A 26,512-nucleotide genomic window follows, 5' to 3' on the forward strand; every position below is an offset into this window, starting at 1 on the left:
GATCGTCCTCACTGAGGTGACGGACGATCTCTTTTTCTTGTCCCGCCATTACCCTACCAACTCAAAGCATACCTAAATCTTCTGTGAACCACTATCGCGCCTTTCGTGATGACGAGAGAGCTCCGCTCTCTCGAACCACCCCATCCGTAGCCGAGTCATCGTCACCAGCCTTCTGCCGGTAAATCCGGTCGCTTCGGCGGTGACTCTCTCCACTACGGTAGCGGTCTGCAATGTTTATTGCCCCGTTCACGTCGGCTTGATACTCACCGAGCCAGCAGTCGTCGTTCGAGCATCTGAACGTCGCCTGTCGTGGCCGGTAGCCGTGTTCACCGCACGCGTGGCACGCCTTCGACGTGTTCCGGGGATTCACCGTCTCGACAGGAATCCCCTTCTCGGCGGCTTTGTAGCGAATCTGTGCGTGGAGCTTGGCAAAGCCCCACCCGTGCAACCGCCGATTCATGTACTCGCCGTAGTCCATGTTCTCGCGGATGTACGTCAGGTCTTCCAGCACCAACACTGGGTTCTCGACAAACTCGGCGTACTCGACGACCTCGCTGGTCACACGGTGGAACACATCGTCAATCTGGTCCCACAGCGCGTCACCGTAGGACTCTGCGATTCGCTCACTGCCACGCTTCTGAAGGCGTCTCTTGGCGCTGAAGTAGGTTTTGCGGAGCCGCCGAACGGCTTTGCCGTCGTCGGCCCACAGTCGGGGGCGAACCGGAGAACCGCTCTCGTCGCGGTGACACACCGTGACGAGACTCGCTTCTCCGATGTCCACACCAACCGGCGTCCTGTCGAGCCCGGCGAGACAGGGCTCGTCAGACTCGTCTGGCGGCGTCCGCTCGTCGGCGGACGCCTCAGATTTGTCCTCCACGTCGCGGGTAGCGGTGACGTGGAGATACCACGCCCCGTCCCGCTCAAACAGCCGACTTTCACCCATCTCGGCGTCGTCTGCGTCTAACGCTTCGAGCCAATCCCGCTGGTCGGGATTGGCGCATGCCGGTATCCAGAGGTGGTAATCCTCGTGGTGCGGGATTTTGGCGTACCACTCGATAGCGTTCTGTGGCTGGTGGTCGAGTTGCAGTCCCTCGTTGGTGAACCGCACCGGGTGGTCGTCGTGAAGCTCGCCGGCGTCGTAGCTGTTTCCACAGAGTTGTGGGACGTACTTCTTGAGGGCGTTTTTGGCGTAGCCACTCAGGTCGTACTTGACAACCACGTCGTTGGCCGCTGACTGTGTGTCACAGCCAGCGGCGAAGGCGGCTTGTAGTGCCTGCTGGTAGGCGTCCTGCGTCTCACGAAGCTTCTGACGCTTGTGGACGTTCGGGTCCACAAGCTTCAGTTCAAGCGTTTTTGTGAGTTCGGTCACGCTTCGGCCTCCTTGTGTCGTCGCCAGATTACATCTGGCGGGCTGCCAGAACTCATGAGTTCTGACAACGGTCGATGTAGTTCTCGACAGTTTCGGTGGAGACGTGCCCGGCTGTTCCGGCGTAGTAGCCGCGTGCCCACCGGATTTTCTCGCCGTCGTGGTCGGCATGGCGGTGGTTGTACTTCCGCGAGGAAATGCCCTTGAACCAGTTGGTAAGCAGTGCCGGACTGTGCTTGGGCGGGCTACTGACGAACAGGTGAACGTGGTCGGGCTGAGCAGTCAGGTTTTGAATTTCTAACCCCTTCTCGTCGGCAATTTCGTGGAGGATGGATTCCACACGGTCGGCAACCTCTCCCGTCAGTACCGCGTTGCGGTATTGAGCGGACCCTTGGTCCGCGATATCCGCAGAACCGTCGGTTCTGCGAGACTTCGCGAGCCACACGAGGTGGTAATTGAGGTTGTAGGTTGCGTGCCGTGTGGTCTTCATCCGTGCTACACACTATGATCATGTAATGGCAAATATATTGCGAAATCGGTGGGAAATCCAGCCTTGCAATAGAACTGTGGATTATCACACTATCTGTCTGCTCGACCCCCGCCTGTTCGTTCCTCGGTTCCGACAGAGCGTCGGAACAATCGTCACTCACGGGAAGGCGGGGGTATGCGCTCGTATCTCTATCACGTGAACGTCGCGAGGACGACACTCCCGACGACGAGAACCAGATACAGACCGAGAACTGTCCGCGAGGACGGATAGACGTCGAAGCGCCTCTCGAGTCGTCGACGGATTGCTGGAATCGCCACGATGCCAGCCGCGGTCCACGAAACTCCGATAATCCACCCACCGAGGAGCAACGTTCCATAGTGGAAGCCACCGAGTACCAGCAACGACGACCCTCCGAGAAACGTGAGCGTGCCCACGACGTATGCGAGCACGCCCAGCCCCGTGATCCCGCGGTTGGCATCGCGGACGATCTGCCACGACTCTCGCTCGTCGATCTCCTGGCTGTCCGCGACGTCCTCGACCGCCGACAAACGCATCGAGCCACAGTCGTTACACGGTGGATTGTTCCGGTTGTGGACCCGACCGCAGTCCTCGCAGACGAACGAAACGCTCGTCGCACTCTCGACCTCCACTTCCTCAGCGAGACTCACACAGACCTCCTGACCGGTTTCGTATCAGACATCTATACGCACCCACTAGAATTAATGTTTTAACGGAAGATAATAATTTATCGATTCCATCAAATGATAAATCACTCGTCGTTCGACTCTGCTGACTCGAGACAGAACGACAAAACACCCCTCACTCGCTTCGCTCGCTCGCGGTCGAACCACTAGGCCAACGGCGTCCGCTTGACCACTTGCCACGTGCACCTTTTTCCGCTCCGGTTCGTTCCCGCCGGTCACTCACCCCTCGCACAACAATCTGCACCAAAAAGGCCGCTCGCTTCGCTCGCGGCACTTATGCTAGTGGCGTCCGCTCGACCACTTGCCACGTGCACCTTTTTCCGCTCCGGTTCGTTCCCGCCGGTCACTCACCCCTCGCGCAAAAATCTGCACCAAAAAGGCCGCTCGCTTCGCTCGCGGCACTTATGCTAGTGGCGTCCGCTCGACCACTTGCCCGTCGTAACTCGGATACTGTTCGACGATTTCACCCTCCTCGAGATCGCCCTCCTCGATCATCTCCTCTAGGAGCCACCAGGCGACCTCGACGTGGTTCGTCTTGACGGTGTAAAACTCCTCGGGGACACCGAGTTCGGCGAATCGCTCGGGGTCCACAGAGGTCTTCCCGTAGACGAGCGTGCCGTCGTCGGTGACGTCGTCGAACTCTCGACGGACGTTGCGAGCCATGCGTTTGAGTCGGCGGCGGTGTTGGGCTGCGTCTTTGAAGACCGAGGTACAGAAGTAGACGCGCTCGTGATCGCCCATTACCTCGAGGATCTCCTCGCGGGTGCCGCCGACCGCGCTCATGTGGTCCTCTTTGAGTTCGAACCCGTTTTCCTGCATCCGGCGGTAGTTCCCCTGGGACATCTCGAACTCGTTGACGTTACAGAACTCCGCTGCACCCTCGTCTAAGAACTCGAGAAACTCCTCTTCGGCGCGGATACCCGGTATCTCGAAGGCGGGGGTCAGCCCCTCCTCGCGGGCGATATAGAGGATCTCCTCCCACTCGGTGCCGTGGAGCTCTCCCCACTGCTCGAGCGGCGGGTGGAACCGGATCTCGTCGAGGCCGGCCTCCGAGAGCCGGCGCATGTTCTCCCGGCCGCCCGTGATGCCGGTGTAGAGGTGCGTGTGATGGTCCTCACCGAACTCGTCTTTGAGCAGCGAGAGGTAGTGACAGGTCCGGTCCAGCGCCTCCTGGGGCTCGCCACCGGTGATCGAGGTGCCGAGAGCGTCCATCCGGTGAGCCTCGGTGAGGACGTCGTCGTCGGTCTCGACGAGGCGTTCGTTCGCGTAGACGTCGGTGACGTTCTTGCGATTCTCGCCGAGCGGGCAGTAAAAGCAGTCGCGCTGGTCGCAGTAGCCGTAGACGAACAGAACCATCTTCCCGCCTTTCGCACACTGCTCACAGCCCCTGGAGATCATTCGAGCAGACGTAGCCGGCCAAGCCTCAAAAGCCGTGCGAAACGAGGATGGCCATCCGTTTGGACCGATCGGTCGATCAGGCAAAACCGATCGACCGCGGCATCGACTTTCGGTCTCCAGAAGACGGAAATACCGTCGAGTGCAACCACGAACCGATGCTGCTGGTCCTCTGTGTCGACCTCGACGACGACCTCGGCCGGAAGACCGGCTTCTCGACCCCGGTTATCGGTCGCGAACCGGTCAAGGAGGCCGCGGTCGCGCTCGCGACCGCCGACCCCGAGGACTCCGACGTCAACGTCATCTTCCAGGGCTTGCACGTCTACGACGACCTCTCGGCCCGCGACGAGAGCGTCGAGGTCGCGGTCGTCACCGGCAACGAGGAAGACGACGTCAGCGCCAACCGCGAGGTCGGCGACGAGGTCGACACCGTCCTCGCGAGCCTCTCGACCAGCGAGGACGTCACTGCGCTGGTTATCACCGACGGCGCACAGGACGAGTCCGTCATCCCGATCATCAGATCGCGGGTTCCGATCGACGGCGTCCGCCGGGTCGTCGTCCGGCAGGCCCAGAATCTCGAGTCGATGTACTACACGATCAAGCAGGTACTCGACGACCCCGAAACCCGCGGGACGGTGCTCATTCCGCTCGGCATCTTGCTGTTGATCTACCCGCTCGCGCTGATCGGGAGCGCACTCGAGATGCCCGGCTTCGTTCTGGGGACGACCTCCGCGTTGCTCGGGCTCTATCTCATCTCTCGAGGACTCGGACTGGGCAACCGCCTCGATACCGCCGTCGAGCGCGGCCGACGGCTGCTGTACGCCGGCCGGACGACCCTGCTCGCGTACGTCGTCGCCGCCGCGCTGGTCGTCCTCGGCGGCGTCCACGGGCTGAACGAACTCGAGGCCGTCCGAGAGACGACGACCGGCGACGTCGGCGCACTCGCCGTGGCGGCCGCGATCGTCTACGGCTCGGTCCAGTGGGTCGCCGCAGCCGGCGTGACGACGAGCCTCGGGCAGATCACCGACGAGTACATCGCCGATACCCTCGAGTGGCGCTATCTCAACGCCCCGTTTTACGTGCTCTCGATGGCGATCGTCCTCCACGCGGTGAGCGCTTTCTTCCTCGATCGTGTCGACGTCACCTACCTCGCGACGGCGCTGACCGCCGGGACGTTACTCGGGATCGTGAGCACGCTGACGTTCGCCGTCGTCGAATCCCGGTTCTCGGAGCCGGAGAACCGTGAAGCGCGTCCGTCCGAGAGCGCGTAGCGTCTATCGCTCGCGTTCGACGACGAACTCCGCCAGGTCGAGGAGATACGATCTCGTCTCGGGGTCAGCGACATCGACTCGTTCGAGCGCGTCGATGGCTCGGTCGGCTTCGGTTCGGGCACGCCGGTTCGCTTCCTCGGGCGTGAGGTCGGTTACCTGGACGACCGACGGGCGTTTGAGCGCGGCGTCGTGTCCGGTGGGCTTGCCGAGTTCCTCGGGGTCGGCGACCGCGTCGAGCACGTCGTCTCTGATCTGGAAGGCGACCCCGACCCGTTCGGCGTACTCCCCGAGCGCTTCGACGGTGAACGGATCGGAGTCGGCAGCGATCGCACCGAGTTCGGCCGCTGCCCGGAAGAGTGCCCCGGTCTTTCGTCTGGCAAGGGTCATGTACTCCGCCTCGTTCGCCGGTTTGGCGGCGAGTTCGGTCGCCTCGCCGACGCCGAGTTCGACCATTGCCTCGGCGACGACGCGGGTCGCGTCCGGATCAGCAGAAAAGAGCGCGAACGCTTCGCCGAGTAACCCGTCACTGGTGACGATCGCCGGCCCGTGGCCGAACTCGGCCCAGGCGCTTTCCGTTCCTCGCCGGAGCTCCGATCGATCGATGATGTCGTCGATGACCAGCGAGGCGTTGTGGACGAGTTCGATTCCGACACCGAAATCGACCGCGTCTTCAGGGGACCCCCCGACGGTCTCGCAGGCCAGCACGGTAATCATCGGTCGCACGCGTTTTCCCCCCGAGAGGGCCACGTGGCGAACTTCCTCGTTGAGCGTCTCGGGGTCGACTCCGTCGACGACGTCGACGAGACGCTCCTCAATCAGCGCCCGACGGCGCTCCAGAAGTTCCATTGACGGTCTTTAGGAGGGGGTCAAAAAGTAGGTGACGGTTCGTCGAGCCTTACGTTTCGTCGTCGACCTGCTCGAACGTGAACGTCTCGTCGAATGGATCGTCTCCGACGGATCGGTCGGTCGAGTCCGCGGTGTCGCTACCGTCGCTTCTCGCGTCGGCGGGATCGTCGTCCGCCCCGCCGTCGACCTCGCCGTCGTCACCGTTCGGGTTGGCGCCTTCGTCGACGTCGCCGGCATCCGCTCCACCGCCGACCTCGAGCGCAGGGACCGGTTCCTCGTCAACCGTCTCGCCGGTGTCGAACTCCTCGAGGGTGGCCGAGAGATGTCCAGCACGGCCGGCGAGGTCGTCGGCGCTCTGTGAGACTTCGGTGAGTGCGGTCGTCTGTTCCTCGGCGGCCGCGGCGACGGTCTCGCTTTCGGCGCTCGTCTCTTCGGCGATCGCCGCGACGTCGTCGACCATCGCGACGACCTCCTGGGTCAAGTTCGCCTGCTCGTCGCTGGCCTCGGAAATCTCCTGAATCCCGCCGTTCGTTTCGACGGCGTAATCCGCGATCTCTTCGAGTGCGTCAGCGGCCCGTTCGACCGAGTCGGTGTGTTCCATGACTCGGTCGCTGGTCTGCTGGACCTCCTCGGCGGCCCGATCGGTCTGGGATTTGATCCGCTCGAGGCGCCGCTCGATGTCGGCGGCCGCGTTCTTGGTCTCCTCGGCGAGATCCTTGACCTCGCCGGCGACGACCGAAAAGCCCTCACTCGAGTCGGCGGATCGGGAGGCTTCGATGTTGGCGTTCAGCGCCAGCATGTTCGTCTGCTCGGCGACCTCGCCGATGAACTCGAGGAGTTCGTCGATCTGCTCCATCTCGCGTTCGAGTCGGGCGATCTCCTCGACGGCGGCTTCGGATTCGGTCTCGATCTCGGTCATCCCCTCGAGGGCTTCCTGGGCCGCTTCCCGGCCGCGTTCGCCGGTCTCAGCTGTTCGAGCCGCGAGGTCGGCAACCTCGTTCGAGGAGGCGGCGATCTCCTCGGTCGTCGTCGAGAGCCCGTTCATCTCGCGGGTGACCGACTGGAGGTTCTCGTTTTGTCGGTCAGCGCCCTCGGAGATCTCCTGGACCGACTCGGTGACCTGTTCGGAGGCCGATCGGACTTCCTCGCTCGAGGCGGTGACCTGTTCGGAGGCCGTCGCCACCTCGGTCGCGAACGATTTGACCGTCGCCGTCGTTTCCTCGATCTCCGCGATCATCTCGTTGAACTCCGTCGCGATCGACGCCATTGCCTCGCTCTCGCTTTCGGGATCCATTCGGGCAGTCAGATCGCCCTCGGCACACACCTGCATCACCTCACTGTACTCGTCGGCTTTCGTCTCGAGATGTTCGTTCATCGCCTCCGATTCGGCGCGAGCCTGTTCGGCCTCGGTTCGCGCCGACTCGGCCTGGTGGATCTGCATCTTCAGCGACTCGCGCATGCTGTCGAGACCATTGTACAGCCGGCCGATCTCGTCCGTTCGAGACGTCTCGAGGTCGACGTCGAGGTTTCCGGCTTCGATCTCGCCGACCCGGTCGCGAAGTTGGCCGAGAGGGACGACGGTCTGTCGACCGATGACGACGCCGACGACGCCGAGTGCGATCAGACTGGCAAGTACCATCTGGAGGACGTTCGATCTGACGTCGTCTGCGACCCCGTAGGCCTGGTCGGTCGGCACGCTCGTCACCGCGACCCACTGCGTGTCGGGGATCGCGACGTACGCCTGAACGTACTCCTCGCCGTGGACCTGCGTCGCGCGACCGCCGAGTGCAGCGTCGACGGCGTCGTCCTCGAACGAACCGTCCTCGAGTGTGACGCCATCCGCCTGCAACACCTGGGTTCCGTCACCGTCGACGATCGTCGTCGACATCGCCGCTTCCTCCTGGTGGAGTTGATCGACGCGGTGTTCGAGCGTCGTGACGACGACGACGACCCGATCGTCGCGTTCGGTAACCGGACTGGCAAACGCCATCACCTGATCGTCGAGCGTCGACGACTCGTAGGCCTGCTCGGAGTACCAGACCGCTTCACTGAACGGGAACTCCTCGTCGAAATCCGTCTCCGTCCACGGCTCGTCGAGATTCCCGAGGTCCGTCTCCCGGTGTTGTGCGTCGGTGCTCGTGACGACCGTTCCCTCCGCGGTGTCGACGTAGTGTATCGCCCGAACGTCCGCGCTCATCCTGGCTTGCTCTTCGACGAGTTGGCCCTGAATGGCCGGCGGGTTATCCTCCTGGAGCGTCGGTGACGACGACACCGTCCGCGTCTGGATACGCATGTTTTCGATCCAGTCGCCGATCGCATCCGCCTGCAGTTCTGCCGTCGATTCGATCTGTTCGTCCGAATCGGTTCGGACCGTTTCGTCGATCTCGGCGTAGCTCACGGCGCCGACAGCGCCGATAACGAGAACTACCGCCAGAATCGAGATCACGAACTTCACCAGATATCGCCGTCTGATAAACGATGGAACTAGTTTTTCGAACATATTACGTACTCACCCTGTCGATTTCGGTTATACCGCTTCCCGCCGTGTCGTCGAATCGCCAGTACTCGAACGTCGCATCCGTCACGTCTCCGTTCTCGTCGAATCCGAGCGGACTCGAGGCACCCTGATACTCGACGTGCTCGCCGCGAGCCGCGAGATCGATGCCCTCCGCGAGCGTCTCCGGTCCGACCAGTTCGCCCGGCCCCTCGGTGACGATCCGCATGGCGTTGCCGACTGCCGCTCCGTCGTTCTCGCCGGCGAAGGCGTTCGCGAGCAACATGACCGCCGTCGCGTCGTACGCGTGGGCGGTAAACACCCCCGGCTCGGCGTCGTACTGTTCCTCGTACAATTCGGCGAAGACGTCTTCGCCCGGTCCGCCGACGAGCGGTGCGGTTCCACGGATGTGGTTGATCGTGTTCTCGGTCATCTCGTGGAGGGAGCCATCGCGCAACCCGTCCGTCGCCAGAATGTAGATGCCCGGATCATGGTCGATCAGCCCGTCGAACAGCCCCGCGCTCGTCTCGGGATAGCCGATCACGACGACGAGATCGGGATCGTCAGCAGTCACCGCCTCGATCACCTCCTCGTCGTCGGCTCCCCCCTCGTCGAAGGAAACCTGTTCGGTCACCGTCCCGTCGTGATTGCCACGGAACGCGCGGGCGAACGCCCGGCTCAGCTGCCAGCCGTAGTCGTTGTTCACGTACAACGTCGCCGCACGCTGGGCGTTGCGTTCGGTCGCTGCCCGTTCCGCGAGAACGACCGCCTGCAGCGAGTCCGATACTGCGGTTCGGAACAGCAATCCGGCGTCGTTCACCGTCGAAATCGTCGGCGTCGTCGACGCCGGCGAGCAACAGACCGTTCGGTGGGGGACGAGCACCTGCTGGGCGACCTGTAACGTGACGTCCGAGGCCGACGCCCCGTTGACCATCGGGTAGCCGGCGTCGACCAGCCGTGAGGCAGCCTGAACGCCCACCGACGGAGAGGTTTCCGTATCCACCACTTCGTACTCGAGTTCGGGGTCGATCTCGTCTGCGACCTGTTCGATCGGTAACAGTGCACCGTCCTTGATCGGTTCGCCCACCGACCCGAGATCGCCGGTGAGCGGATGCATGACCCCGAGTCTGATCGTCCGGTCGGTCGGACGGGTCTCCACCTCGCTTTCGACGTCGCCCGTCTCCGACCCGGGATCCTCCTCGAGACACCCTGCGAGGCCGCCGACACCAGCGGCGACGCCACCTGAGAGGAGTTCCCGTCGTTTCATTCGATACGGCATACGCGTTTCCTCTCAGTACTGGCGTATAATTATATTGCTACGTTACTAAGTAATTATATGAGAGTATTATAAAAATGCGTGAAACGAGTGACGGAATCCTATGACTGCCCACGTGAACGGTTTCCTCGAGTCGAGGATCGATCGTCGGAGGAGCCGACGGGGCGTTGCCGTTACTGGAACTGCTCGGTCAGCGCCGGAACGACGTCAGAACGACCTTTTTTCCGCTCGGGTTCGCGTCGCTCACCACTCGCGCAAAAAATCTCGACCAAAAAAACCCGCTCACTCACTTCGTTCGCTCTCGGAACGATTACGCGAACTCCGCGGTCAGCGCCGGAACGACGTCGAAGAGGTCGTCGTGGATGGCGTAGTCGGCGATGTCCATGATCGGCGCGTTCGGATCGGTGTTGATGGCGACGATAGTCTCCGAGCCCTTCATCCCAGCGACGTGCTGGACCGCGCCCGAAATCCCGATCGCGATGTAGACGTCCGGCGTGACGACCTTTCCGGACTGACCGACCTGCCGGTTTTTGGGGAGCCAGCCGTTGTCGACGATCGGACGCGACGAGGAGACGGTGGCGTCGAGTGCGTCCGCGAGGTCGTGGATAATCTCGAGATTCGCCTCTTCGTCGATACCGCGGCCGACCGAGACGAGAACGTCCGCGTCGGCGATGTCGACGTCGCCGCCGGCGACCTCCTCGAAGCCGTTGACGGTCGAACCGAGCGCCGCGTCGTCGATCTCGACATCGAACGACCTGATCTCGGCGTCACCGGTCCCCTCCGCGTTCGGCCACTCGGCTCCGCGGATCGTGACGACCGCCGGCCCCTCGAGTTCGACGGTGGTCTCGACTTTGCCGCCGTACATCTCGCGGGTGGCGACGAGCGTCTCGCCGTCGCTCTCGAGGCCGATCGTGTCGGTGACGATGGGGCGCTCGAGGCGTCCGGCGAGGGCAGGGGCGTAGTCGAGGCCGTTGACGCTGTTCGGGACGAGGACGTACTGGGGGTCGATGTCGGCGGCGAGCTGTTCGATCGCCTGGATGTAGATATCGTGGTTGTACTCTTCGCCGTGATCGACGGTGTGGACGACGTCGACGCCGTCGCGGTCGAGCTTTTCGGCGAAGTCGTCGACGGTGCCGCTGATGACGGCGAGGTGGAGGTCGCCGCCGACGTCGTCGGCGAGTTCGCGACCGGCGGTGGCGATCTCGTAGCTGACGTCGCGAAGCTCACCGCGGCGGTGGTCGGCAATCGCGAGGACGCCGGTCATTGTGCCACCCCCTTCTCGCGGAGCAGTGCAGCGAGATCGGCCGCCGTCTGGTCGGCACCACCCTCCCAGACGGTGACGTCGGTCTCGCTTTCGGGTTCGTACATCTCCGTTAACGCGAGCGCGGAGTCGACACCCTCGATGCCGAGGTCGTCGAGCGTCTGCACCTCGAGGGGTTTGCGCTGAGCCTGCCGAATGCCTCGGAGGCTGGCGTAGCGCGGTTCGTTGATACCGGTCTGGATGGTGAGGACGGCGGGGAGGTCGACGTCGGTGAGCTCCTCGACGCCACCCTCGAGTTCGCGGCGAACCGAGGCCGTATCGTCCGCGAAGTCGTGCTCGAGGTGGTTGACCACGGCGGCCCACTGGTAGCCGACGCGGTCAGCGAGGGCGACGCCGGTGGCACCGAAGCTGTCGTCGCCGGTCTGGACGCCCGAGAGGACGAGATCCGGCTGCTCGTCGTCGACGACGGCGGCGAGGAGGTCGGCTTTGGTGCCGGGGTCGAGAAGCCCGACGTCGGCGATGTCGTCGTCCCAGACGCGGAGGGCCCGGTCTGCACCCTTGGCGAGGGCCTGACGGATGGTCTGTTCGGCGTCCTCGGGGCCGATAGTGACCGTGACGACCTCGTCGGCGAGGTCGCCCTCCTTGAGTTGGACGGCCTCCTCGACGGCGTAGTCGTCCCACTCGTTCAGGTCGGCGCCGAGGTACTGGTCGGCGATTGTTGTCCCGTCGATCTCGAACTCGTCTTCGACGGTGGCGACTTCGGAAACCGTAACGAGGATCTTCATCGGTATCACTGCAACCTCCTGGCCGTAAACGTTTTCGAAACCTCGAGTCCCTCGTTTGCCGTTCATTCTCCGATCTGTGGTCGATCAGTTCCGGTGCAACCGTGACCGCCGGTGGGTGTACCGGTGGGTGGGGAGTATCGTCGCCGGTCATACCGTCTGCTGTCCGTATTGACGACAGTCAGTCTCGTGTCCGCCATTCGGATCCATCCGGCACGCTCGAGGCCCGTACCGAGACGGAAACGGTTTAACGACGCCTCCGGTACTACGGGTATGGCAGACTGTCCACTCGCCGACGACTGTCCGAGCTTTTCCGAACGGATCTCCGGAATGGGGTGTAACCACTACGGAGACCGGGGTGGCAAGGAGTGGTGTAACCACTACAGCCAGCCGATCGAGGATCTGAAGACCCAGCCCGTCAAATCCGGCGAGGAGGTCGTCATCGACGTCGTCGACATGCACGAAAGCGGTGCCGGCGTCGGTCGCACCGAGGACGGGTTCATCGTCATGGTCGACGGCGTCCTCCCGGAGGCCAGAGCCCGCGTCGAGATCACCCGCGTCCACAGCAATCACGCTCGCGCAGAAGAACTCGAGATCCTTCCGATGCCCGACGACGAGGACGACGAGGAGACGGACTCCGGTGTCGACGCGGGGGGCGAGACGGACGATGACACCCAGTCGGACCAGCGAGAACAGTTGGGCAGTCGAGAGAACTTCTGGGGCTCCTGAACACCCCCTCGAATCGAGGAATCGTAATCCGCTCGAACAGTCGACGGTGGACAGTCGAACCGACGTGTGGTCGTGACGGTCATCGACGGTGCAACAAGAGGTAAGTGCGTGTTTCGTCTAGTATAACGCGATTAATGGCAGGCGGATCGAACGCCGGACGGCGTCTTCTCGCGGTGATCGCGGTGATCTGTGCCGTCGGTGGGCTCGTACTGGCGGCGAGTGCGATGCCGATGCTCGCGGCGGACTCTCCTGTGAGCGGACTGACGACGGAAGAGGGTGGCATCGACGACCGTCACGGTCCCGACGCAGGCGATGCAGACGGCCAGACCGCACATCCAGATTCCGGCAACGGCCCGGACGCTGGCAGTGCTCACGCTGACTCCGTTTCGGAGACGCCGACTGATGGACCACAAATCGACGGATCGCCTGTGGACGATCGGGATCTCGGTCCGGCCGAGACGGTCGCCGGCGGTATTCTGTACGGACTCGGAACGCTGTTTTCCGCACTCGGCGGTGACGGCGGAGCCGACGATCTAACCGGTGGAGACGAGTCGCTCGAGGACGGTGCCGTCGCCGACACAGACGCCGACAGCGCGGCCGCGGAGTCACCCGACGTCGACACAGACGGGTCCGCCGAGGACCCAACACCCGCCGACAGCGGGATGGGCGGCGAGTTCGGCGAGCTACTGACCGGCGGGGACGAGCCCGACGGGCCAGCCGCGAGCGCGGACGGTGCGGAGTCAACGATCGAAGACGCCGGCGACGAGGCGGTTCCGGCCGACGACGTCGATCCCGACTCGAGCGACGACCTCGCGGCTGGCGACGAGGTCGCCTCGGACGCCGACCGTGAAGATGGCCCGGCGATCGACGACGACGTCACCACAGCGGATGGCGAACACGCAGACGGGCTCGAGCCGGAAATCGAAGACGAAGACGGGCTCGAGTCGGTCGGCGACGACACAGACACCGAGTCCACTGGCGGACTCGAATCTCCCGACGACCTCGAATCCGACGGAGACGCGGGTGACGGCGTCGACTCGAGTGACGCGATCGATTCCGCCGAGACGGTCGATTCGGACGACCCTGACGGGCTCGAGCACGACGGCGACCTCGGCGACGAGGAGCGGAGCGACGGAGACGTCGGTGGTGGAGAACCCGGTGACGTCGACGAGGAGCTGAGCGACGTCGACGCCGAGGATGCTTCCGCTGGGTCGACCGATACCGAGGACGACCTCTCCGCTGCGTCGACCGACGCGACAGACGAGAGGGCGGACACGTCCCTCGACGAGGACTCGGCTGCGGCGGGTGACGCGAGCGGCGACGGCGGCAGTGACGGAGACTCGGCGCTCGAGGACGGAACGCCCGACGTATCGGGAACGGTGCTCCTCCTCGTCGGGCTCGCGTTCGCGGTGGCGATCGTCGGCTATCTCCTCTATCGGTCGGACGATCCGATCGGGACCGTGCTGTCGATTCCCAGTCGGATCGCGTCGTTCGTCGTGGCTGGCGTCGTCGCCTGCTCGCAGGCCCTCGAGCGCGCGATCGCTGCGCTTCGGAGAGTCGGCTCGATCCGGGAGCTTCCGGCGCTCGTGCTCGCGACGATCGGTGGGCTACTCGAGTCGGCGCGGACGCGGACCCGGAACGTGGGATCCTCGATCGGGCTGTTCGACGAGCCGGAGCCCGACGCCGCCGACACTCGGGGGGACGACGAGCACGCGAGCGCTCGAGAACGGATCGAACGCGCCTTCGGGACGGTGATCTCCGCATCGACCTTCTATCGGACGCGAGTCGCGACCGCGACCCCCACCGACGTCGCCCGAAGCGCGAAGCGTGCGGGTGCACCCGCCGGCCCGGTCGAGACGATCACCGACGCGTTCCGCGACGTCGAGTACGGCGAGCGCGATCCCGAACCCTACGTCGATTCGGCCGACGCGGCTCGCGAACGGCTTCGAAACGAACTCGAGTCGACCGGTGACGACACGGCCTCGGAGGACGACGAATGAGTCGGACGCCGTCCCGTCGCGGACTCTCCGTCGCGACGCTCCTCGCAGGTACGTTCCTCGCTGTCGGTCTCGTCTTCGCACTCGACCCGACGGTGGCCACCGAGACCGTACCGGCACTCGAGGCGGTACTCGCGTCGCTCGATCCCGGTCTGATCGTCCTCGTCGCGACCCTGTTGCTCGTGGTGTTCGCTCCGGCGCTCGGTATCGCGGGCAAACTCCGTTCGCGCCCGGTGGACCCACTCGTCGGTTCGGGGGAGCGAACCGCAGCCGACCGATCCGACGGTGAAGCGAACGCTCGCAGTCGGTCACCGGGCAGGCGGGGATGGGACGTCGTCGGCGACTCGTTCGAGCGGGACGTCGAGCGCGCGACCGACTACGACGGCGACCGCGAGGTTCGCTTGGCGGCGCGCAAGGAGGTCGTCGATACGCTCCGGCCGATCGCGACACGGGCGTACGCGAACCGCGCCGGCGTCGCTCGCTCTGCCGCCACGCGAGCGATCGAACGCGGAAGCTGGACCGACGACGACCGCGCGGCGGCGTTTCTCGCGGGCGAATCGGGCCCGTCGACGCCGGTCTGGCTCTGGCTGTTCGATCTCGTCACCGCGACCGACCCCTTCTCTCGGAGCCTCGAGCGGACGATCGACGAGATCGAGTCGCTACAGGCGACGGCGACGATCGATCTCGGAGACGAAGAGCCCACCAGCGAGAACGGAACCGACGAAAACGACAACAGCGACGGGAGCCGAACCGACGGCGACGCTCGCGCCGACCTCGGGGGTGCGCGATGACGCGGACGAGCCGCCGCGCCAGGTGGCAGGGCGCGCTCGTGGTCGCAGCGATCTCGGCGCTTCTGGGTGTCGCAGTCGGCGTCTCCGAACTGTTCTTTCTCGCCGTGGTCGCGCTCGGGTTCGTCCTCGTCGGCCAGTTGAGCGCCGAACCCGACGCCGATCTCCGCGTCGAACGCCACCTCGAGGAGACGCGGGTGCGACCGGGGAAGCCGGTGACGGTGACGCTGTCGGTGACGAACGAGGGCGACCGCGTCGTCTCCGACGTCCGACTCGCGGACGAGCCGCCGGCGGACGTCCCCGTCACGGACGGCTCGCCGGCGTTCGCGACGGCCGTCAGGCCGGAGGAGACGGTCAGTCACGAGTACGAACTGACGCCGCCGCGGGGGGAGTTCTCGTTCGGGCCGGTACGGCACCGGACCCGCTCGCTCGCGGCGACGAGCGTCGCGACCGACGAACGCGACCCCGACGGCGACGCCGAACTCAGCTGTGAGACGCTGCTCGATACCTTCCCCGTCCTGGATCAGACGATCCAGTTCGTCGGTCGGACGCCCACCGACGACGGTGGGAGCGGTATCGAATTCTTCTCGACCCGAGAGTACCGCCGCGGCGATCCGATAAACCGGATCGACTGGCATCGCTTCGCCCGGACCGGTGAACTCGCGACCGTCGAGTACCGCGAGGAGCGGGCGGTGACGGTCGTCTTCGTCGTCGACGACCGCGACGGCGTCCACCGCAAACCACTCGAGGGCGGTCCCGACTCGTACGACCTCACGCTGTACGCCGCCTCGCGAGGCGTCGTCGCCTCCCTCGAGGACGGAAACCGAACCGGCGTGGCGACCCTCTCGGGGCGAACCTGGATCGAACCGTCGGCCGAGACCGACGTCCGGACGCGGATGGACGACGAACTCGGCGACGCGACTGCCGACCGGCCGGTCACCGACGGGGGATCGCCGGGCGCGTCGCTCGCGGCCGACCTCGAGCGCCGGCTCCCGCGCCGAGCACAGGTCGTCCTCTGTACGCCGCTTTCGGACGCCGGGGCGGTGGATCTGGTCGAGACGTTGCGAAGCCGCGGACGCGACGTCACGGTCGTCACGCCGGATCTGACGACCGGCGTCGCGTCGGCGTCGATTCCGACGGGTGCGCGGATCGCCGGCCTCCGGCGGACGAACCGGATCGACGCCCTCCGGGGCGTCGGCGCGACGGTCGTCGACTGGCACCTCGAGGATCCGATCTCGGTCGACCTCGCGCGGGCGTTTCGCGGCTCGCGATCCGGCCGGTCCTCGCCGGCGCGTCGGTCCTCGGGGACAGGGACAGCGGCGACGCCGGGAGCCGACACAGCGGACCCCGACCGGTCGGCGACCAGCGAACCGGACGGTCGACGAACGGTAACTGGAGGTGCCAGCAGATGAGACAGGGGATCTCGGATGTCGGCAGCTCGGCGTTCTCGTCGGCGTTCGTCGAGGTTCGCCGGGCGTTATCTCGGCCGACGGCGAGCGACGTCGCGACGATCGGCTGTACGCTTCTGGTCGCCGTCGTCGTCGGCTCGGCGCTCGTCGGCGTCGGTCTCGCACTGTTCGCGACGGTCGCGGGACTCGCCGCCGCGTTGGCGACGGTCCTGCTCGCGAGCGACCGGCCCCTCGTTCGGGCGGTCGGGGGGGCCGTCGCGATTCCCACGGCGCTCGTCGTCGTTCTACCGGCCGTCCTCGCCGCGGCGCTGGTCGCCTCGAGCAGCGCCGGACGCTTTGCCGGCGTCACCGTCTGGGCGCTCGTCGTCGCGGGGCTGTCATCCGGGCTCGTCTCCTGGAAACGGCTCGGAGACGGCGGTGCCGCACGCGGCGCGACGGGATCGATGCTCGCCGCGATGGGCGTGATCGCCCTCGTCGTCGTCAGGATCCTCCCCGAATCGACGGTCCGGGAGCGGGCAGGCGCGGCCGCCTCGGACCTCGTGGGGACGCTCTGGAGCGTCTTCGTCGTCGCCGACGGCTCGTGGGCGATCGTCTCGTTCGCCGTCCTCCTGTTCGCGACCGCCTTCGCCGTGAGCCGCGCGATTGCCGCTGTCCCCTTCGAACGGCTCGTCCCGCCGGACCGCGAGCCTCGCCTCTCGGCGGTCACCGACGCGATCCAGCGTGCGTGTTCGTACGGCCTGCGGTTCGCCGTCCTCCTCGCGCTCCTCGCGTTCGTCGCACCGGCGGTCAGCGACCGCCTCGAGGAGATTCCGACGACGCCGCTCGAGGTCGCGACCCAGCTTCCGTGGTCGATCGGATACGTTCCTGCACTGATCGTGACCGCACCCGGACTTCGACTCCTGTTCGTCTCGGGTCTCGTCGCTGGCGTCGCGCTCGTCGTCCTCGAGTGGACGCGCCGGACCCTGCGTCACAACGCCGCGCTGGCGTTCACGCGCATCGTCGCCCCCGGCGTCGGCGCGGCGTTGATCGCCGTCGTCGCCGCCGTCGCGCTCTCGGCGCTTGCGCCCGGTCTCGACCCCGCGGCGGCACTCGAGGGGAGCGCCCCGCCGTCGGTCGTAGAACTGGTCGAGTCGTTGCCGCCGTTCGCGCTCGCGGCGTCGATCCTCGTGGTCGCGTTGAGCGTTCTCTCGCTGGTGCTCTACAGCGTGACGCTCCTGCGTTCGCTCAGAATCCTCCCGGGGCGGGCGATCGGCGGCGCGCTCGCGGCTGGCTCGATCTTCCTCCTCGCGGTTGGGCTCGCCGTCGTCGGCCGAGCGGAACTCGCGATCGTGACCGGTGCCGGCGCGTTCGTCCTCTGGGACGTTGGCGAGTACGCCGACGGCGTTCGGGCCGAACTGGGTCGGGACGCAGAGACGCTGCGCGCCGAACTCGTCCACGTCGGCGGGACCCTGTTGACGGGGGCCGTCGTCGCGGGCGCGACGGTCGTGCTCTACCGCTGGATCGGAACCGACACGCCGGTCTCCGATCCGATCTCGGCGGCGATCGCACTCGTAACCGGCCTGCTCGCGGTCGTGTTCGTGGCGTGGTCGCTTCGAGGCTGACGATCGACTCGAGGTGGGATCGAATTTGCTGATCGTCGGTCGATCGCCGGACGATGGTCCGTGGACGATCGGACGACCGCCGACGGACAGGCGAGGCCGTGGCGATCAGTCACCCATCGACGGCACCGCCACGCCGTTCAGCGCGCTCTCGACGACGGCGTAGGGATCGACGTCGCGGACGTCGGCCTCCGTGGTGAGGACGATCCGGTGGTCGAGCACCGGGTGGACGACCACGTGGACGTCCTCCGGAGCGACGTAGTCACGACCGACGATCGCCGCGCGGGCCCGCGCCGCCTCGAACAGCCGCTGGATGCCCCGCGGGGAGACGCCGACGTCGACGCGCTCGTCCTCACGGGTCGCCCGACAGACGTCGACGACGTACGCCCGGATCTCGGGGTCGACGGTCACCGTCTCCGGCACCGACTGCAGCGCCAGGACGGTCTCGCGGTCGACGATACGGGAAGCTTCGGGCGTCCGGGACTCGCGGCTCGCACGCCGGTCGACCAGTTCGAGTTCGCCGTCGCGGTCGGGATACCCCATCGCGGTCTTGACCATGAAGCGGTCGACCTGAGCCTCCGGCAGGGGGAAGGTCCCCTCCTGCTCGACGGGGTTTTGCGTCGCAATCACGAAAAACGGCTCCGGCAGCGGACGGGTCTCGCCGCCGATCGAGACCTGCTTTTCGCCCATCGCCTCGAGCAAGGCGGCCTGGGTCTTCGGCGGCGCGCGGTTGATCTCGTCGGCGAGGACGACGTTCGCGAAGATCGGGCCGGCCTCGAACTCGAACTGGCCCGCCTGTTCGTCGTAGACGTGCGTTCCCGTGATGTCCGCGGGCAATAGGTCCGGCGTGAACTGGATCCGGCTGAACTCGAGGTCGAGCGCCCGCGCCAGCGTCCGCGCGGTCAGCGTCTTGCCGGTGCCGGGGACGTCCTCGAGTAAGACGTGTCCCTCCCCGACGACGGCCGTCAGGATCGTCTCGAACAGCGTCGGATCGCCGATAACCGCCGTCCGGATCTCCTCGAAGACCGCCCCGCAGACCCGTTCGGCTTCCGTGACGTTCATGACAGCGACCAGTTTCCCGACACCCATATACGGTTTGGCCTGTCCTCGAGAACGCTGATACGGATTGCTGTCCCTGTGTACCGTCGCGCCCGGAATCCGTTCCCCGAGAGCAGCGATACTGACTGACAGTAAACCGTATGAGTATACGGCTCGTGTCCCATCGGGTCGGACCGGAGTCGACCGCGGACGGGTCGCCTCGAGGGGTACGTTCAAGACCCTCCTCGAGCCACCGGTTGATATGTTACGTTCGTTCGACGGAACGGAACCACGGATCGCCGACTCGGCGTACATCGACGAGACAGCGGTCGTCATCGGCGACGTAATCGTCGAAGACGAAGCGAGCATCTGGCCGAACACCACGCTTCGCGGCGATCACGGACCGATCGTCGTCGGGGCGCGCGCGAACGTCCAGGACAACGCGGTGTTACACGAGGACGCCACGCTCGAGACCGGAGCGACGGTCGGCCACAGCGCGATCGTCCACGACGCGACCGTCGCCAAGGGCGCGCTGGTCGGGATGAACGCGGTCGTTCTGGACGGCGCACACGTCGGCGAGAATGCGGTCGTCGCGGCCGGCAGCGTCGTCACCGAGGGAACCGAGATTCCGCCCTCGACGCTCGTCGCCGGCACACCTGCCGAGGAGAAAGGCGACGTCGACGATCCGCGTCTCGAGGAGACGGCCGATCGGTACGCCGAACTGGCAAAGCGGCATGCCCGATCCGCCGAACGGATCGAGTGAGGCGGATAAGCGTCATCGATTCGGAGGGAACCGGACAACTGCGGCTTTCCATCGTTCCGGTTCAGCGTTCCGCGGATGATTCCTCTCGTCGTTTCGCGGATGATTCCTCTCGTCGTTTCGCGGGTATGCTCTCCGATCCGCTCGCGCCGGCGATCACCCTCGAGAGGCGACGCCGCCACTCGCGTTGTTGCTCGAGTTCCGCTTCGACCGTCTCGAGGCGGTTTTCGAGGGCCTCGATCGTGCGTCGAAGGTCGTCCGAAGAGCTGTCAGCGGGGTCGACGCCGGCAGGGTCGGTTCGGGGATCGACTCCCCCGTCGGGTGCGGGGGACAACTCCGAGCGCACCTCGTCGACGTCGATGCGCATCTCCTCGAGGACGTATCGCGCCGTCTGTTCCTCACCCAGGCGCTCCTCGAGGGCCCCGATGGCCGTCTCGAGGCTGTGTATTCGGGATCTAACCCGTGCGACCCGCGGATCGGTGCGAGCGTCGGGCCGAGTGTCGTCCACCGACTCTCGAGGGATCGAACCGGTTCGTGATTCGCGTCTCGACTCGAGTTCCGCCACAAGCGCGTCGATCGGGGGTTTCGGCCAGGGCGTCGACTCCGTCGACTCGAGACCGTCCGTCTCGATCTTCCAGTAGTCGACGCCGCGAATGAACTCGTGATCGAGTGCGCCCACGATCGCCGAGGCGGGAACGGCCGTCTCGAACGCGAGTTCGACGAGCGAAACGGACGGATCGGCGTCCGCGAGAGGTGGGTAACTGTCCCGGACGTCGAGGGCGTTTCCCAGTTCGCGAAACAGCCGCCGTTTCCGGTCGTCGTACGCCTCGTCGGAATCGAAGTGGATGCGAGCGTAGTACAGGTGTCTCGTCGGAGCGGCCTCCGTCGACGGTTCACGGTCGATCGCCGCCTCGACGTCTCGGTCCATGATCCACTCCTCACTGACGAAACAGTTCGGGGAGAAAATATATCTTGCTGTCAATTTCGAGGGAGGGAACCGCTCGTCGCCCGACGAGGGAAACCCTGATACGGTCACCGATCCAATCGCTCGCCATGAGCGAATCGTCGTGGACCGACCGGATCGTCGGAGAGCGAATGACGGTCGACCAGGAGTTCTCCTCGCGAATCCAGGGCTCTGAGTTCTCGAATCAGCAGTGGAGCCTGATCATGACCGCCACCGAGTTCGAGATCGAACACCCCGGCGATCCGGAACGGGCTCAGATCGTCGCCAACACCGACAACGTCGATCAGATCATCCCCGAACTCGAGAACGTCGACGCCCGAATGGGCGCGGCTGGAGCCGGCGGCTCCGGATCCGGCTCGTCGAGCGGGCTCATCGACTCCATCAAAGGGTCGCTCGGCCTCGGCGGTGGCGGCGACGATCACGCAGACCAACTGGCAGCGGCCGAACGGCTCACCCAGGAGTACGCCGAGGAGTTACAGTCACACCTCGAGGCGAAGGGACGCTGGGACTCCGTCCGGGAGTCGGTCGTCGACCAGGAGTAACGGCTCGACCGGAGAAACGGTACAAACACGAGGCCGTCATCGGTCGGAAAGTCGGTACCCACGCGAGCAGGCCGCCGTCGCAAGCCACAGCATCTTTACGCGCGCTTCCCGACCGTAGAGGTATGTCCGACGACGTAGAGACGATGACGTTCTCGATCGAATCCGAAGACGACGCCGACGAAGTCACGGTACCAGCGGGTCTCGTCGACCTCGTCGCCGAAGGCGAACAGAGCGACGTCGAGACCGTCGGCGACGTCGTCTTGCTCTCGTTTGCGAGTCGCGCTCACCACCTCGTCCACCACGGCCAGGGTGCCGACGAAGAACTCGAGGCCCAGGAAGAACGCGTGATGGACCTCTTCGAGGAGCGCTTCGGCGTCACGTTCGGCGAAGCGACCGGTCACCAGCACTGATCACGGTCCCCTCGATCCTCGAGTCGCGACGCGAGTCCGATAGCGAACCTGTTAGCTAGCGACGGGGACCGATCCTTGCGGAGCGCCGTCCGCACTGTCGCCCTCGCCGCCCGCATTCTCCTCACTACCGGCAGCGGCCTCGTCTGAATCGACTCCGTTATCGACAGCGCTGTCGTCCGAATCCGCATCGTCGCCGACAGCGGCATCGCTCGCAGCAGTCCCATCGTTCATCTCGAGACCGTCGCCACTCGCGTCGGGCCCGTTACCGGTGACGGTATCCTGTTCGGATTCGCCACCCGGATCGGGCCCGGTTTCGCCGTCACCGGTGGGATCCTCTTCGAACGGCCCGTCGTCGGTCGCCTCGTCCGTTTCCGGCGCGTCCGCCGAAACGGTCGTCGAGAGTTCGCTGTCGCCGATCGCGACCGAGTGTGTCGACTCGCCTTCGGGAAGCGTCGGCGTGAACGTCACGTCCGTCGACTCGCCGCCCTCGAGTTGGACGGTCTGATCCGCGATCGTCTGTCCGTCGACGGTGTAGGTCGCCGTCTCCGTTCCCCCGAGGTCGCCGTCGTTAGCGATCGTCGCGACGACCTCCACCTCCTGACCCGCTTCTCCGGTGTCGGGCGCGAACAGATCGGTGACGACGAACTCGGCTGGAGCGTCGATCGTTACGATCGTCTCGGCGGTCTCGTTCTCGCTCGAGACGACAGCCGTGTACTCGCCGGACTCGACGCCCTCCGTCTCGTACTCGAGGTCGACCGTCGTCGTCTCGTCGGGTCCGAGATCGACAGTCGCGGCGTCGACGACGTCGTCGTCGATCGACAGTTCGATCTCCTGGGTGCCGTCCGCGTCGCCAGCGTTTTCGATCGCCGCGACGATCTCGAGTGTCTCACCCACCTCGACGGGCGAGTTCGTCTCGAGGATCGAAACGGCGAAGAACGGTGCGCCGGGATCGATCTCGCCGGCAGTCTCCGTTTCGGCGGTGGGCCACTCGTCCTCGTCGTAATCGTAGCGGTCCATGCCGGCCCGCCAGACGAGCCGTTCGTCGTCGTCTTCTGGTGTCCACTCGACGGTGAACTCACCGCCGTCGGCCGAGAGTTCGTCGATCGGCTCGTCCTCGGTCGTCCCCTCGAGGAACTCGCTGTCGACGAACAGTTCGGCGTCGTTCGGGTTCTCGTAGGAGAACGTCACGTCGATCCCATCCTCCGTGGGAGCTGTCTCGGCGACGTCGAGATCGGGCACCTCGGGTCGGACCTCCTCGAGACAGTCCGCAGCGTCCGGATTCGGATGGTCGATCTCGCCGGGAATCGCCGCCGGCGAACTGATCCCGGTGATGGCCGCACCGAACTCACCCGGCGGTACCTCGACCGTCGCCCCCTCATCCGTTTCGAGAATGTCGAACTCCTCGCCGATTTCGAAGACGATCGTTCCCTCGAGAGGTGCCTCGACGTCGTCACCGACGGTGATCGCGTACTCGCCCATCGTGTTGCCAAAGCCACTCGACTCGTAGAAACTGGTCGCAACGATGACCGTCTCGCCGTCCTCGAAGGTGCCGGTTATCTCCGCGCGCTGGCAGTCGACGAACTCGACGTCGTACTCGGGCGGCACGTCCACGACGGAGTACTCGATCGTCTCGCTCTCGAGAACCGGCGCGTCGTCTAGGTCGAGGGTCTCGAGAGTCGTCGGCCGATCCTCGGCAGAGAACGTTTCGAAGGCATCGTTACCGACCGATTCCTGGCTCGCGTCGTCGCCGCCGTTCGCCGATTCATCGCCACCGTCGTCGACGTCCTCCAGCGACACGATCGACACCTCGACCGTCTCGTCGTCCTCGAGTGGCGGATCGATCCCGATGCTCTCGTTCTCGACCGTCTCGCCGGCGTCGAACGGGACGCTCTCGCCCCGTTGCTCGCCGTCTTCGTCGGTGACGACGATGGCGAATCGGACGTCGGCGCTCACCTCCTCGACGACGACCGACTCGCCGTCACCCTCCTGGTCGCTCACCACCAGAGTCGCGTCGGGATCGTCCGGCGGCGCGTCGACGATCGTGTACTCGATCGACTCGTTCGCCAGCTCGTCGTCGTCCGCGAGCGCCCGCACGGAAACGTCGACGGTCGTGTTCTCCTCGATCGGCGGTTCGAGATCGAGTTCGAGCGAGTCGACGGCGTCACCCGCCTCGAAGGGGTCGCTGTCGGCCCGTTCGCCGTCGTACTCGGCCGTGACGACGTAGTCGACCGACGCGTTCGCCTCGTCGACGACAAGCGTCTCGCCGTCACCCTCCTGGTCGCTCACCACCAGAGTCGCCTCGGGCTCCGTCGGCTCTTCTATCGTCACGAACGCCGCGTCGAGCACCGGTCCACCGCCGTCGGCGACGTACGGCTCGTCTTCCTCGCCGTCGGTCTCGGCGTACTGGAACGTCTCGTCGCCCGTCGTATCGTGGTGGACGACCGCCACCAGCGGTCCGCTCTCGGTCAGCGGATCGTCGAGGGCAATTTCGAGATCCTCGTGTTCGCCGGACTCGAGATAGTCCGAGACCCCGACGACACCCTCGGGATCCGCGCCGACGTCCATCCCGTCGTAGACCGCGACGAATCCACCCTCGGAGAGATCGACGGCGTCGACGACGACTGTCTCGCCGTCTGACTCCTGGTCGGAGAACGTGATCGTCGCCGTTCCCACGAGTTCGTCGATCTCTTCGATCTTCTGGACGACCTCGACCTCGACGAACTGGACGAGTTGGGCTTCGTCGTCGGTATCCTCGGCCACCGCGTAGGCGGTCGCGTCGGCTGCGGTCTCCTGTGTCAACACCTGCAGTTGCGTGACGCTGATCCGCTGGTACTGGATCGCGCGAGCAGTCTCCTGGGCCGCGCTCTGTGCGCCGATCTGGATCTGTGTGATCGTCGCCTCCTGGTGCTGGACGAGCGCGCCGCTCGAGGCGCCGGTGGCGAGGCGTTGAACCTGCGTGACGTCGACGACCTGCTTCTGGAGCACCGCTCCCTGGCCGGCCCCGCGGGCGGCCGCCTGGATCTGTTCGACCTCAACGATCTGGTACTGGATCGCCGACTCGACCGCTCCCTTCGAGGCCCCGGTCGCCGCGTACTGGATCTGGGTGATTGACACCTCCTGGCGCTGGACGAGCGTCCCCTGTGCGGCGCCGTCGGCGGCGGCCTGGATCTGTTCGACGGTCGCCTCCTGGCTCCCCTCGATCGATCCCTTCGCCGCGCCGAAGGAGGCCTCCTGGATCATCGTAATCGAGATCCGCTGAACCTGCTCGATTCGAACCGACTGGGCCTGTTTCAGCGCCCCCTTACCGGCCCCGCGTGCGGCGAACTGGGTCTGTTCGACCGTCACCTCCTGTTTCTGGACGAGCGCCCCCTTCGCCGCCCCCGTGGCCGCCTTCTGGACCTGCTTGATGTCGACCCGCTGGTGCTGTTCGACCTCGAGATTGAGTTCCTGCTCGAGGACCTCCTCGCTTGCCCCCTCGAGTGCGCCCCCGGCCGCCCCGGCCGCGGCATGTTGGACGTGCTCGAGGGTCACCTGCTGGCGCTGCTCGACGGTGATCCGCTGGTACTGATCGAGAACGCCGTACGCCGCACCCTGGGCGGCCTCCTGAATCTTCGGTTTCCGGTCGATTTCCTTCTCGCCGGCCTCGCTTGCGGCACCCGCCGCGGCACCGAACGTCGCGACCTGGACCTGTTCGACGGTGACGCGCTGTTCCTGTGCGAGCGCGCCGTGGGCACCGCCCCAGGCCGCACTCTGCAACTGGCTCGCCTCGACGGTCTGGTGCTGGGAGAGCGCACCGCCGGCCGCACCACCGACCGCGGACTGGACCTGCTCCACCTCGACCGCCTGGGCCTGCATCAACGAACCGTGGACCGCGCCCGCGGTCGCCTGCTGCACCTGTTCGACGTCGGCTTCCTGATACTGGGCGACGGCGTCGGTCGCGCCCTCGAGGGCCGCCGTTCGTTGCTCCTGGCTCACCTCGACGCCCTGTGACTGGGCGAGTTCGATCCCGTCGTCGACGCCCTCGGCGACGGCGTCCTCGTGTTCTTGACTGATCGACAGACCGCTCGCCGACACCGGCGTCTCCATCGAGAGCGGTCGAACGTCGCCGGTCTGTGAACCGTCTGCTCTGATGCCATCAGCCGGAGCACTCGAGGCGACCGGTTCGTTCCCCGAACTGCCCGCCGTGGTCGACTCGAGGTCGACGTCTCCCGCCGGCGACGCACCCTCTACCGTGGTGCCCCCCTCGAGAAGACCTCCGAGGCCGCCGCCGAGCAACGGCAGGGCGACGACGCTCGTGGTCATCAGAATCGCAACCGCGACGACGGCGGGCCCCGAACGACGACCCATCTACGCCACCTCCGGGCGACCGGCGAACCCCGGAGCGTCAGGATG

General features: G+C 65.6%; 21 protein-coding genes. 9 read left to right on the top strand and 12 right to left on the bottom strand.

Features of this window, described 5'->3' with window-relative positions; all coding sequences use genetic code 11:
- Positions 1–91: 91 nt before the first annotated feature.
- From GRS80_RS00385 to GRS80_RS00400, 4 genes are all read right to left on the bottom strand, one after another.
- A complete protein-coding gene (locus tag GRS80_RS00385) occupies positions 92–1,369 on the bottom strand; it encodes a transposase (protein ID WP_343161390.1) in 1,278 nt (425 codons plus the stop codon).
- Between the two features lie 52 nt (positions 1,370–1,421).
- Positions 1,422–1,856, bottom strand: a complete 435-nt coding sequence (gene tnpA / locus GRS80_RS00390) for an IS200/IS605 family transposase (protein ID WP_160045820.1) — start codon at positions 1,854–1,856, stop codon at positions 1,422–1,424.
- A gap of 191 nt (positions 1,857–2,047) precedes the next feature.
- On the bottom strand, positions 2,048–2,524 hold the full coding sequence (locus tag GRS80_RS00395; RefSeq protein WP_149081142.1) for a hypothetical protein: 477 nt from the start codon (positions 2,522–2,524) through the stop codon (positions 2,048–2,050).
- Positions 2,525–2,962: 438 nt separating this feature from the next.
- On the bottom strand, positions 2,963–3,958 hold the full coding sequence (locus GRS80_RS00400) for a radical SAM protein (protein WP_160045821.1): 996 nt from the start codon (positions 3,956–3,958) through the stop codon (positions 2,963–2,965).
- Between the two features lie 155 nt (positions 3,959–4,113).
- On the opposite strand from GRS80_RS00400, the gene GRS80_RS00405 reads away from it, so the two are divergent.
- Positions 4,114–5,226, top strand: a complete 1,113-nt coding sequence (locus GRS80_RS00405; RefSeq protein ID WP_160045856.1) for a DUF373 family protein — start codon at positions 4,114–4,116, stop codon at positions 5,224–5,226.
- A 3-nt stretch (positions 5,227–5,229) separates the two neighbouring features.
- Here the strand turns inward: GRS80_RS00405 and GRS80_RS00410 are convergent, their stop codons facing one another.
- From GRS80_RS00410 to GRS80_RS00430, 5 genes are all read right to left on the bottom strand, one after another.
- Complete coding sequence (locus GRS80_RS00410) at positions 5,230–6,072, bottom strand: polyprenyl synthetase family protein (RefSeq protein WP_160045822.1); 843 nt, start codon at positions 6,070–6,072, stop codon at positions 5,230–5,232.
- A gap of 49 nt (positions 6,073–6,121) precedes the next feature.
- Positions 6,122–8,572, bottom strand: a complete 2,451-nt coding sequence (locus GRS80_RS00415; protein WP_160045823.1) for a methyl-accepting chemotaxis protein — start codon at positions 8,570–8,572, stop codon at positions 6,122–6,124.
- Position 8,573: 1 nt separating this feature from the next.
- On the bottom strand, positions 8,574–9,845 hold the full coding sequence (locus tag GRS80_RS00420; protein WP_160045824.1) for an ABC transporter substrate-binding protein: 1,272 nt from the start codon (positions 9,843–9,845) through the stop codon (positions 8,574–8,576).
- A gap of 307 nt (positions 9,846–10,152) precedes the next feature.
- Positions 10,153–11,106 carry an electron transfer flavoprotein subunit alpha/FixB family protein gene (locus tag GRS80_RS00425; RefSeq protein ID WP_160045825.1) on the bottom strand — a complete coding sequence of 318 codons (954 nt, stop codon included), beginning with the start codon at positions 11,104–11,106 and terminating at the stop codon, positions 10,153–10,155.
- The gene (locus GRS80_RS00430; RefSeq protein WP_160045826.1) at positions 11,103–11,888 is read right to left on the bottom strand and encodes an electron transfer flavoprotein subunit beta/FixA family protein; all 786 of its coding nucleotides are present in this window, start codon (positions 11,886–11,888) and stop codon (positions 11,103–11,105) included. The genes GRS80_RS00425 and GRS80_RS00430 overlap by 4 nt, the downstream gene beginning before the upstream one ends.
- A 270-nt stretch (positions 11,889–12,158) precedes the next feature.
- Here GRS80_RS00430 and GRS80_RS00435 point away from each other — a divergent pair, with 270 nt between their 5' ends.
- The 5 genes from GRS80_RS00435 (at position 12,159) to GRS80_RS00455 (ending at position 18,409) form a co-directional block, all read left to right on the top strand.
- Complete coding sequence (locus GRS80_RS00435) at positions 12,159–12,614, top strand: TRAM domain-containing protein (protein WP_149081149.1); 456 nt, start codon at positions 12,159–12,161, stop codon at positions 12,612–12,614.
- Between the two features lie 134 nt (positions 12,615–12,748).
- On the top strand, positions 12,749–14,614 hold the full coding sequence (locus GRS80_RS00440; protein ID WP_160045827.1) for a DUF4129 domain-containing protein: 1,866 nt from the start codon (positions 12,749–12,751) through the stop codon (positions 14,612–14,614).
- Entirely contained in the window at positions 14,611–15,402 is a 792-nt protein-coding gene (locus GRS80_RS00445) for a hypothetical protein (protein ID WP_160045828.1), read from the top strand. Before GRS80_RS00440 ends, GRS80_RS00445 begins: the two co-directional genes overlap by 4 nt.
- A complete protein-coding gene (locus GRS80_RS00450; RefSeq protein ID WP_160045829.1) occupies positions 15,399–16,811 on the top strand; it encodes a DUF58 domain-containing protein in 1,413 nt (470 codons plus the stop codon). Before GRS80_RS00445 ends, GRS80_RS00450 begins: the two co-directional genes overlap by 4 nt.
- Positions 16,808–18,409 (top strand): hypothetical protein, encoded by a 1,602-nt coding sequence (locus GRS80_RS00455; RefSeq protein ID WP_160045830.1) that lies wholly within the window; start codon positions 16,808–16,810, stop codon positions 18,407–18,409. Before GRS80_RS00450 ends, GRS80_RS00455 begins: the two co-directional genes overlap by 4 nt.
- 105 nt (positions 18,410–18,514) lie before the next feature.
- Here the strand turns inward: GRS80_RS00455 and GRS80_RS00460 are convergent, their stop codons facing one another.
- Positions 18,515–19,468, bottom strand: coding sequence for an AAA family ATPase (locus GRS80_RS00460; protein WP_160045831.1), 954 nt, complete (start codon positions 19,466–19,468; stop codon positions 18,515–18,517).
- Positions 19,469–19,706: 238 nt separating this feature from the next.
- Here GRS80_RS00460 and GRS80_RS00465 point away from each other — a divergent pair, with 238 nt between their 5' ends.
- On the top strand, positions 19,707–20,207 hold the full coding sequence (locus tag GRS80_RS00465; RefSeq protein WP_160045832.1) for a gamma carbonic anhydrase family protein: 501 nt from the start codon (positions 19,707–19,709) through the stop codon (positions 20,205–20,207).
- Positions 20,208–20,268: 61 nt separating this feature from the next.
- Here the strand turns inward: GRS80_RS00465 and GRS80_RS00470 are convergent, their stop codons facing one another.
- Entirely contained in the window at positions 20,269–21,132 is an 864-nt protein-coding gene (locus GRS80_RS00470) for a hypothetical protein (RefSeq protein WP_160045833.1), read from the bottom strand.
- Positions 21,133–21,257: 125 nt separating this feature from the next.
- Between GRS80_RS00470 and GRS80_RS00475 the strand changes: the two genes are divergently transcribed.
- Both GRS80_RS00475 and GRS80_RS00480 read left to right on the top strand, forming a co-directional pair.
- Positions 21,258–21,710, top strand: coding sequence for a DUF5799 family protein (locus GRS80_RS00475; protein WP_149081161.1), 453 nt, complete (start codon positions 21,258–21,260; stop codon positions 21,708–21,710).
- Positions 21,711–21,832: 122 nt separating this feature from the next.
- Complete coding sequence (locus tag GRS80_RS00480; protein ID WP_149081162.1) at positions 21,833–22,120, top strand: hypothetical protein; 288 nt, start codon at positions 21,833–21,835, stop codon at positions 22,118–22,120.
- A 51-nt stretch (positions 22,121–22,171) separates the two neighbouring features.
- Here GRS80_RS00480 and GRS80_RS00485 read toward each other — a convergent pair whose 3' ends face one another.
- On the bottom strand, positions 22,172–26,467 hold the full coding sequence (locus GRS80_RS00485) for a CARDB domain-containing protein (protein ID WP_160045834.1): 4,296 nt from the start codon (positions 26,465–26,467) through the stop codon (positions 22,172–22,174).
- Positions 26,468–26,512 lie beyond the last annotated feature (45 nt).

The sequence above is a fragment of the Natrialba sp. INN-245 genome (genome assembly GCF_009807105.1).
In the GTDB taxonomy this organism is placed as follows: Archaea; Halobacteriota; Halobacteria; order Halobacteriales; family Natrialbaceae; genus Natrarchaeobius; species Natrarchaeobius swarupiae.

Coding starts and splice junctions, on each gene's coding strand:
- tnpA (WP_160045820.1), bottom strand. CDS start 1,856: ATGAAGACCACACGGCACGCAACCTACAACCTCAATTACCACCTCGTG.
- GRS80_RS00400 (WP_160045821.1), bottom strand. CDS start 3,958: ATGATCTCCAGGGGCTGTGAGCAGTGTGCGAAAGGCGGGAAGATGGTT.
- GRS80_RS00405 (WP_160045856.1), top strand. CDS start 4,114: ATGCTGCTGGTCCTCTGTGTCGACCTCGACGACGACCTCGGCCGGAAG.
- GRS80_RS00410 (WP_160045822.1), bottom strand. CDS start 6,072: ATGGAACTTCTGGAGCGCCGTCGGGCGCTGATTGAGGAGCGTCTCGTC.
- GRS80_RS00415 (WP_160045823.1), bottom strand. CDS start 8,572: ATGTTCGAAAAACTAGTTCCATCGTTTATCAGACGGCGATATCTGGTG.
- GRS80_RS00420 (WP_160045824.1), bottom strand. CDS start 9,845: ATGCCGTATCGAATGAAACGACGGGAACTCCTCTCAGGTGGCGTCGCC.
- GRS80_RS00425 (WP_160045825.1), bottom strand. CDS start 11,106: ATGACCGGCGTCCTCGCGATTGCCGACCACCGCCGCGGTGAGCTTCGC.
- GRS80_RS00430 (WP_160045826.1), bottom strand. CDS start 11,888: ATGAAGATCCTCGTTACGGTTTCCGAAGTCGCCACCGTCGAAGACGAG.
- GRS80_RS00435 (WP_149081149.1), top strand. CDS start 12,159: ATGGCAGACTGTCCACTCGCCGACGACTGTCCGAGCTTTTCCGAACGG.
- GRS80_RS00440 (WP_160045827.1), top strand. CDS start 12,749: ATGGCAGGCGGATCGAACGCCGGACGGCGTCTTCTCGCGGTGATCGCG.
- GRS80_RS00445 (WP_160045828.1), top strand. CDS start 14,611: ATGAGTCGGACGCCGTCCCGTCGCGGACTCTCCGTCGCGACGCTCCTC.
- GRS80_RS00450 (WP_160045829.1), top strand. CDS start 15,399: ATGACGCGGACGAGCCGCCGCGCCAGGTGGCAGGGCGCGCTCGTGGTC.
- GRS80_RS00455 (WP_160045830.1), top strand. CDS start 16,808: ATGAGACAGGGGATCTCGGATGTCGGCAGCTCGGCGTTCTCGTCGGCG.
- GRS80_RS00460 (WP_160045831.1), bottom strand. CDS start 19,468: ATGAACGTCACGGAAGCCGAACGGGTCTGCGGGGCGGTCTTCGAGGAG.
- GRS80_RS00465 (WP_160045832.1), top strand. CDS start 19,707: ATGTTACGTTCGTTCGACGGAACGGAACCACGGATCGCCGACTCGGCG.
- GRS80_RS00470 (WP_160045833.1), bottom strand. CDS start 21,132: ATGGACCGAGACGTCGAGGCGGCGATCGACCGTGAACCGTCGACGGAG.
- GRS80_RS00475 (WP_149081161.1), top strand. CDS start 21,258: ATGAGCGAATCGTCGTGGACCGACCGGATCGTCGGAGAGCGAATGACG.
- GRS80_RS00480 (WP_149081162.1), top strand. CDS start 21,833: ATGTCCGACGACGTAGAGACGATGACGTTCTCGATCGAATCCGAAGAC.
- GRS80_RS00485 (WP_160045834.1), bottom strand. CDS start 26,467: ATGGGTCGTCGTTCGGGGCCCGCCGTCGTCGCGGTTGCGATTCTGATG.